Source organism: Brachyspira catarrhinii (assembly GCF_005518285.1).
In the GTDB taxonomy this organism is placed as follows: Bacteria; Spirochaetota; Brachyspiria; order Brachyspirales; family Brachyspiraceae; genus Brachyspira; species Brachyspira catarrhinii.
In genome coordinates this window covers 1-5,321 of record NZ_SJDU01000150.1, presented here as the reverse complement: position 1 = coordinate 5,321, position 5,321 = coordinate 1, and the positions used below count along the sequence as shown (strand labels likewise).

The window sequence follows — 5,321 nt, the reverse complement described above, 5'->3', positions numbered from 1 at the left end:
ATCCCATATACAATGCAGGGTATTAGTTTTAATGCTAATACCCTGTAATTTTATATAATTCAATATAAAGATATAAACCTGAAAGTTTCATTAAAACCAAATTTTTCTATAACTTTATTTATTCTAGGAATGAGTACTGTTTTACATATATTATTTTCAATATTGTTAACTAGTATAAATTTTCTATTTCCATTATCTTCTTTATTTAATTCCATACAAGCTTGTCCTGTTGTACCACTTCCAGCAAAAAAATCTAAAACTAAAGAATTTTTACTGCTTGCACTTCTTATAAATTCTTTAATAAGTTTAACAGGTTTAGGTGTTCTAAAAACCTCTTTTCCATCAAAAATTTCATATAATTCTTCTTTAGCTGAAAAATTACTTCCCAAGAACTCTAAAATTGATGTTAATGGAGCATAACTTTCAATTAATTTTCCACTATTATCTAATTTTAATTGTTTTATATAATTCAGATTAGTAGAATTAAAATTTTTAAAACATACTATTACATATTCATGTATAACATTTATATTATGAACTTTTTTATACTCTTTTTTATTAAAATCAAATATTTCTTCATTTTTTTTCCAAATAATTAATTTTACATTTTCAATGCCAAATATTTTTTTACATAAAATATTTAAATTGAATACTTCATTATCATCTATATGTATAAACATAACTCCATTAGGGGATAACAATTTATATGCAAGCTCAATACGCATATTCATAAATGATATAAAACTATCTCCCTCAAAACTATCAATATAATTGATATAATCTATATTTGTATTATATGGAGGATCTATAGGTATAACATCTATTTTTTCTTCTAATCCCATATTTATTAACTCTTTTAATGCTTCAAGATTATCTGCTTCAAAAATAATATTATCTTTCATTAATTATCCCTTATTATGATATCGGCATTGCAGCCTACTAAAGCATTTTTATGAAGAATTGTATTTTTACTAATTGAAATTTCTTTTAATTTATCAGTACCTGCAAAAGCCCATTCATTAATATATTCAACTGAATCAGGAACATAAATTTTTTCAATATTTGAACATAATGTAAATACACTTTTATCTATTAATTTTATTCCTTCATGCAGTATTATATCTTTTAAATCACTGCAGCAGCTAAAAGCTCTAGCATTCAATTTTGTTATAGTTTTTGGTATTTCTTTTAAAGTTTTTGCTGCATTATTAGGACAGCATATTAATTCATCTCTTGCTTCATTTAACAGCATTCCATCTTCAATAACAAACCTAGGATTATCAGAAAAAATATTAATATTTGAACATCCAGCAAATGGATTATATCCAATCTTAATGATATTTTTAGATATCGTAAGATTTTTTATATTTTTACAATTCCAAAAAGAATTTCTTCCTATATACTTAACCGATTCTGGAATAACATAATTTTCTAAATCTGCATTTTGCAGTACGGAAACTATCATAGTCATAAATCTATTATAAATAACCCCTTTATCATTAAAATAGCTTTTAGTATTAAAAACTACATCAGATAAATTAATGCAATCGGAAAAAGGATTATTTTCAAAATGCAAAACAGAATTTGGTACATTAATTTTTTTCAGATAAATATTATTATAAAATGAATGCTTTCCAATATATTTTGTATTATCCAATATATTATAACTTTCATCTTTTTTATTCATAGGATAATAAATTATTCTGGTCATATCTTTAGTATATAATACTCTGTCTATCAAAATAAAATTAATACTCTCATTTTCTATAATTTCTAAATTATTGCAAGCAGCAAAAGGATTATTTCCAATTAAAAATACATTTTTAGGTATATTTATTTTTCTTAAATTTTTACAGAAATAGAAACTATCTCCACCCAAAATTTTTAAAGATGAAGGCAGAACTATTTCTTTCACATATTGATTATTCCAAAAACAATTAGCCGATAAAGTTTCTATGCCTTCTGGTACAATAACCTTTTCTGATTTGCCATTATATTTTATAAGTTCATTATTATTTATAATAAAATCATCATCTGCCTCAATAAAATATTTACTTATAAGATTTGGATTATAAAAATCAGAGTAATCCTCAAATAATCCATGATAATATTTTTTATTATTTTTGATAATCACATTTTTTACATCTATAATTCCAGATGCTAATAATGACGTATATTTTACATTATATAAATATTTATTATATGAAAAATCATCATTATATTTTTGCCAAGCCTCACAAAATATTGCTGTATCTCTATATATAATATTGGGCTCACCTATTTCTTTTGTAATTACAATCTCTTCAGGACTTACCCCTCTATCCAGCAATCTATTTACGCATTCCAAAATAACCAAATCCTCATGTTCTAATATAGAAGCTATATGAGAATTATCAATATATATTTTATCACCGTAATCAATATACGCTTTTTCTGCAAATATTATTATTTTATATTTATTATTATAATATTTTATAAATATATCTTCTTCGTCTTCTTCAAATCCCATAGCCCAATATAAAGCTGTATATTTCATTTCCAAACTTAACATTTTTATCTATATAATCTCCAACATTTCAAAATATTTATTAATAATAATATTAGTAATTGTTTCTTTATCTAAATTAGATGTATCAATAATTATATGATTTAAATTATATCTATTTATACATTCATACGACTTTTTATAAAAATTATCAATATTATTTAATTTATATACATCTTTATCAATAGGATTTCTTAATATCAAACGATTATATACAATTTCCTTAGAAGCCTTTAATATAACAGTAAGAAAAGGAAGCTCAATTTTTTTTACAATTAAATCATATATATCAATATTATAATCTGAAAAACTTAAAGCATACATAGAAATTAAATATCTGTCAGTTACAATATTTTTACCTTTAAAAATATTTGATATTAACATATAATTCAAACCGTAAAACCAAGCTGATAAATTTCTATCTTCATTATTATTAAAAAAATCTCTTAATTTAATATAATTTGTATATTCCTTATCCCTATCATCTAATAAATAATGTAAAGGTTTTTCTGCAAAAATGAAATTCAATTTATCAGCTACTAATTTTGATATAGTAGTTTTACCAACTCCATCAACTCCTTCTATGGCTATTATCATAGTAATTTACATCCCTTTTTTTAGCTTCAAGATATTTACCATTAGTAAACTGATCTAAAATCTCTAAATACCCGCTAACACGTCTTATTTTTTTTATATCATCACTTCCGCATTCATCACATTTATCAAATATACCTCTGGAACCACACATATTACAAATATCTAAAGGAAAATTAAAACCTAAATAATGTATACCTGCATTCAAAGCATAATTAATATATTCCTCTAAAGCCATATGATTTCCAATAGGAACTTCTCCAAGTTCTATATATGTTATACATCCGCCATTAGATAATAAATGAAATGGAGCTTCTTTATCTATTTTATCAAAACCAGAAATTAAGCTATCAACATCAACATGAAAAGAATTAGTGTAAAAACCCTTTTTCAATACATTATGTTCATATAATTTGGAATCAATATCACAAAATCTTCCGCTTATTAATTCACCGCTAGTTGCTAATAAAGAAAAATTTAAATTGTATTTTTTTATACATTTGTCTGTATATTCTCTCATAAATTTAACAAAATTATAAGCCATATCCATAGCTTTATCATTTAAATAAAATTTATTACCAGTAATAATTTCTATAGTTTCCGATAATCCTATAAAACCAATAGAAAGCGTACCATGTCTGAATATATTCTCTACATTTTTATCAATGTCAAAATTTTCTATCCATAAATTATACTTACTATTTGTAGGAAAAAAGCTTGAATCTAATTTATTAAGCCTATTATATCTGTCCAATAATATTTCCGTAACTTGTTCTGCTATAGTAAGCCATTTTGATTTTAAAGCTTCAAATTTAGAATCTTCATCTATTATATTATTATCATTAACAATCTCTAATGCTAATCTAGGTAAATTTACAGATATATTAGCTATATTCCCTCTTCCTATAGAACCTTCTTTTCCAAATATATTATCAACAATTCTAGTTCTGCATCCCATAACACTTAATAATTTAGGATCTATACCTTTATTAGGTTTACTATCACATAATAAATAAGTAGGTATCATTTTTTTTGAAGTACACATCAATGACTTTATAAATAAATTATAGTTAGGCGAGTCTTTTTCTAAATTAACCCCGCTTTTTACCTTAAAAACTATATTAGGCTTAAAGACATCACTTGGCATTTCACTAAATGCATCTATTGTAATTTCACATATTTGATATGAATATTCATCATTAGCTAATCCAATATTTAATGTAATATAGTAATTAACCATTCCCATTCTATCATGACAATTATTACACCAATATATAAACTCTGATATGCATTCTTTAATTAAAGACAGATTATCTTTACTATTTTCTACTCCTAAATTAGTTAATATTTTAGCAGTATCTATATCAAAGTTAGCAAATGCTTCGCCTCCAGACTGCTCATTACCAATTTTTACAAATAATTCTCTATAAAAATTAAATAATTTCAATATTTTACGATAATCAGATAATCCTTCATATTCATGATAAGGAAAACAATTATCTATATTAAAAGCTAAACAATTATATGTTAAACCATAAGCATCTAAATCATGTATATGAATATATCCGTTTCTATGCAAATCAGATAATTCTTTAGAAAGTAAATTCAAACATTCTTCTTTCTGCATTCTTTCAGATTTTCTATAAATATGCCCAATATAGCTATATCTTTCTGCAGCATTTTCATTACTAAATTTAGTCATAATAATCTCCTAAAACTATAAACTTCTGATTTGAGGAACCAATAAAAGGTATCTTAGTAGTTTTTAATTCTTCAATAAAATGTCCCACTTTTATATACTTTAAATATTTCAAAATATTTTTAGGAACATCTTCCAAATTATGTCCTGTATATAAACATATATCCCAATCTTTTATTATCTCAAACATATATAATAAAGCATCTTTCTGTAATAAAGGTTCACCGCCAGATATAGTAATTTTTTTATTTCTAACATTGATTTTTAAAATTTCTATTACTTCTAAAACATCATAAACTTTTCCCTCTTCAATATTCCATGTACTTTTATTATGGCAAGCCTGACATTTTAAATCACATCCCTGTAGAAATAACACTCCTCTTATTCCAGGACCATCAACTAATGAAGTTTTTATATATGGAGAATTAAGAATAATATTCATATATTAATTAATCCTTATAATACTTACTATAAAACTCATAA

At 23.7% G+C, this 5,321-nt stretch carries 5 protein-coding genes; all 5 read right to left on the bottom strand.

The window, feature by feature from the left end; translation table 11 throughout:
- Positions 1-59: 59 nt before the first annotated feature.
- Genes EZH24_RS06755 through EZH24_RS06735 form a run of 5 tightly spaced genes read right to left on the bottom strand, consistent with a single transcriptional unit; the run spans position 60 to position 5,280 of the window.
- A complete protein-coding gene (locus tag EZH24_RS06755) occupies positions 60-902 on the bottom strand; it encodes a DNA methyltransferase (RefSeq protein ID WP_137998367.1) in 843 nt (280 codons plus the stop codon).
- Positions 902-2,509, bottom strand: coding sequence for a leucine-rich repeat domain-containing protein (locus tag EZH24_RS06750; protein ID WP_161976109.1), 1,608 nt, complete (start codon positions 2,507-2,509; stop codon positions 902-904). The genes EZH24_RS06755 and EZH24_RS06750 overlap by 1 nt, the downstream gene beginning before the upstream one ends.
- A gap of 48 nt (positions 2,510-2,557) precedes the next feature.
- The gene (locus tag EZH24_RS06745) at positions 2,558-3,142 is read right to left on the bottom strand and encodes a nucleoside/nucleotide kinase family protein (RefSeq protein ID WP_137998365.1); all 585 of its coding nucleotides are present in this window, start codon (positions 3,140-3,142) and stop codon (positions 2,558-2,560) included.
- Entirely contained in the window at positions 3,117-4,841 is a 1,725-nt protein-coding gene (gene nrdD, locus EZH24_RS06740) for an anaerobic ribonucleoside-triphosphate reductase (protein WP_137998364.1), read from the bottom strand. The genes EZH24_RS06745 and nrdD overlap by 26 nt, the downstream gene beginning before the upstream one ends.
- Entirely contained in the window at positions 4,834-5,280 is a 447-nt protein-coding gene (locus EZH24_RS06735) for a 4Fe-4S single cluster domain-containing protein (protein ID WP_137998363.1), read from the bottom strand. The genes nrdD and EZH24_RS06735 overlap by 8 nt, the downstream gene beginning before the upstream one ends.
- Positions 5,281-5,321: the final 41 nt, after the last annotated feature.

Excerpts from the sequence above, each read along its gene's own strand:
- EZH24_RS06735 (WP_137998363.1), bottom strand. The coding sequence starts at position 5,280 with ATGAATATTATTCTTAATTCTCCATATATAAAAACTTCATTAGTTGAT.
- nrdD (WP_137998364.1), bottom strand. The coding sequence starts at position 4,841 with ATGACTAAATTTAGTAATGAAAATGCTGCAGAAAGATATAGCTATATT.
- EZH24_RS06750 (WP_161976109.1), bottom strand. The coding sequence starts at position 2,509 with ATGGGATTTGAAGAAGACGAAGAAGATATATTTATAAAATATTATAAT.
- EZH24_RS06755 (WP_137998367.1), bottom strand. The coding sequence starts at position 902 with ATGAAAGATAATATTATTTTTGAAGCAGATAATCTTGAAGCATTAAAA.
- EZH24_RS06745 (WP_137998365.1), bottom strand. The coding sequence starts at position 3,142 with ATGATAATAGCCATAGAAGGAGTTGATGGAGTTGGTAAAACTACTATA.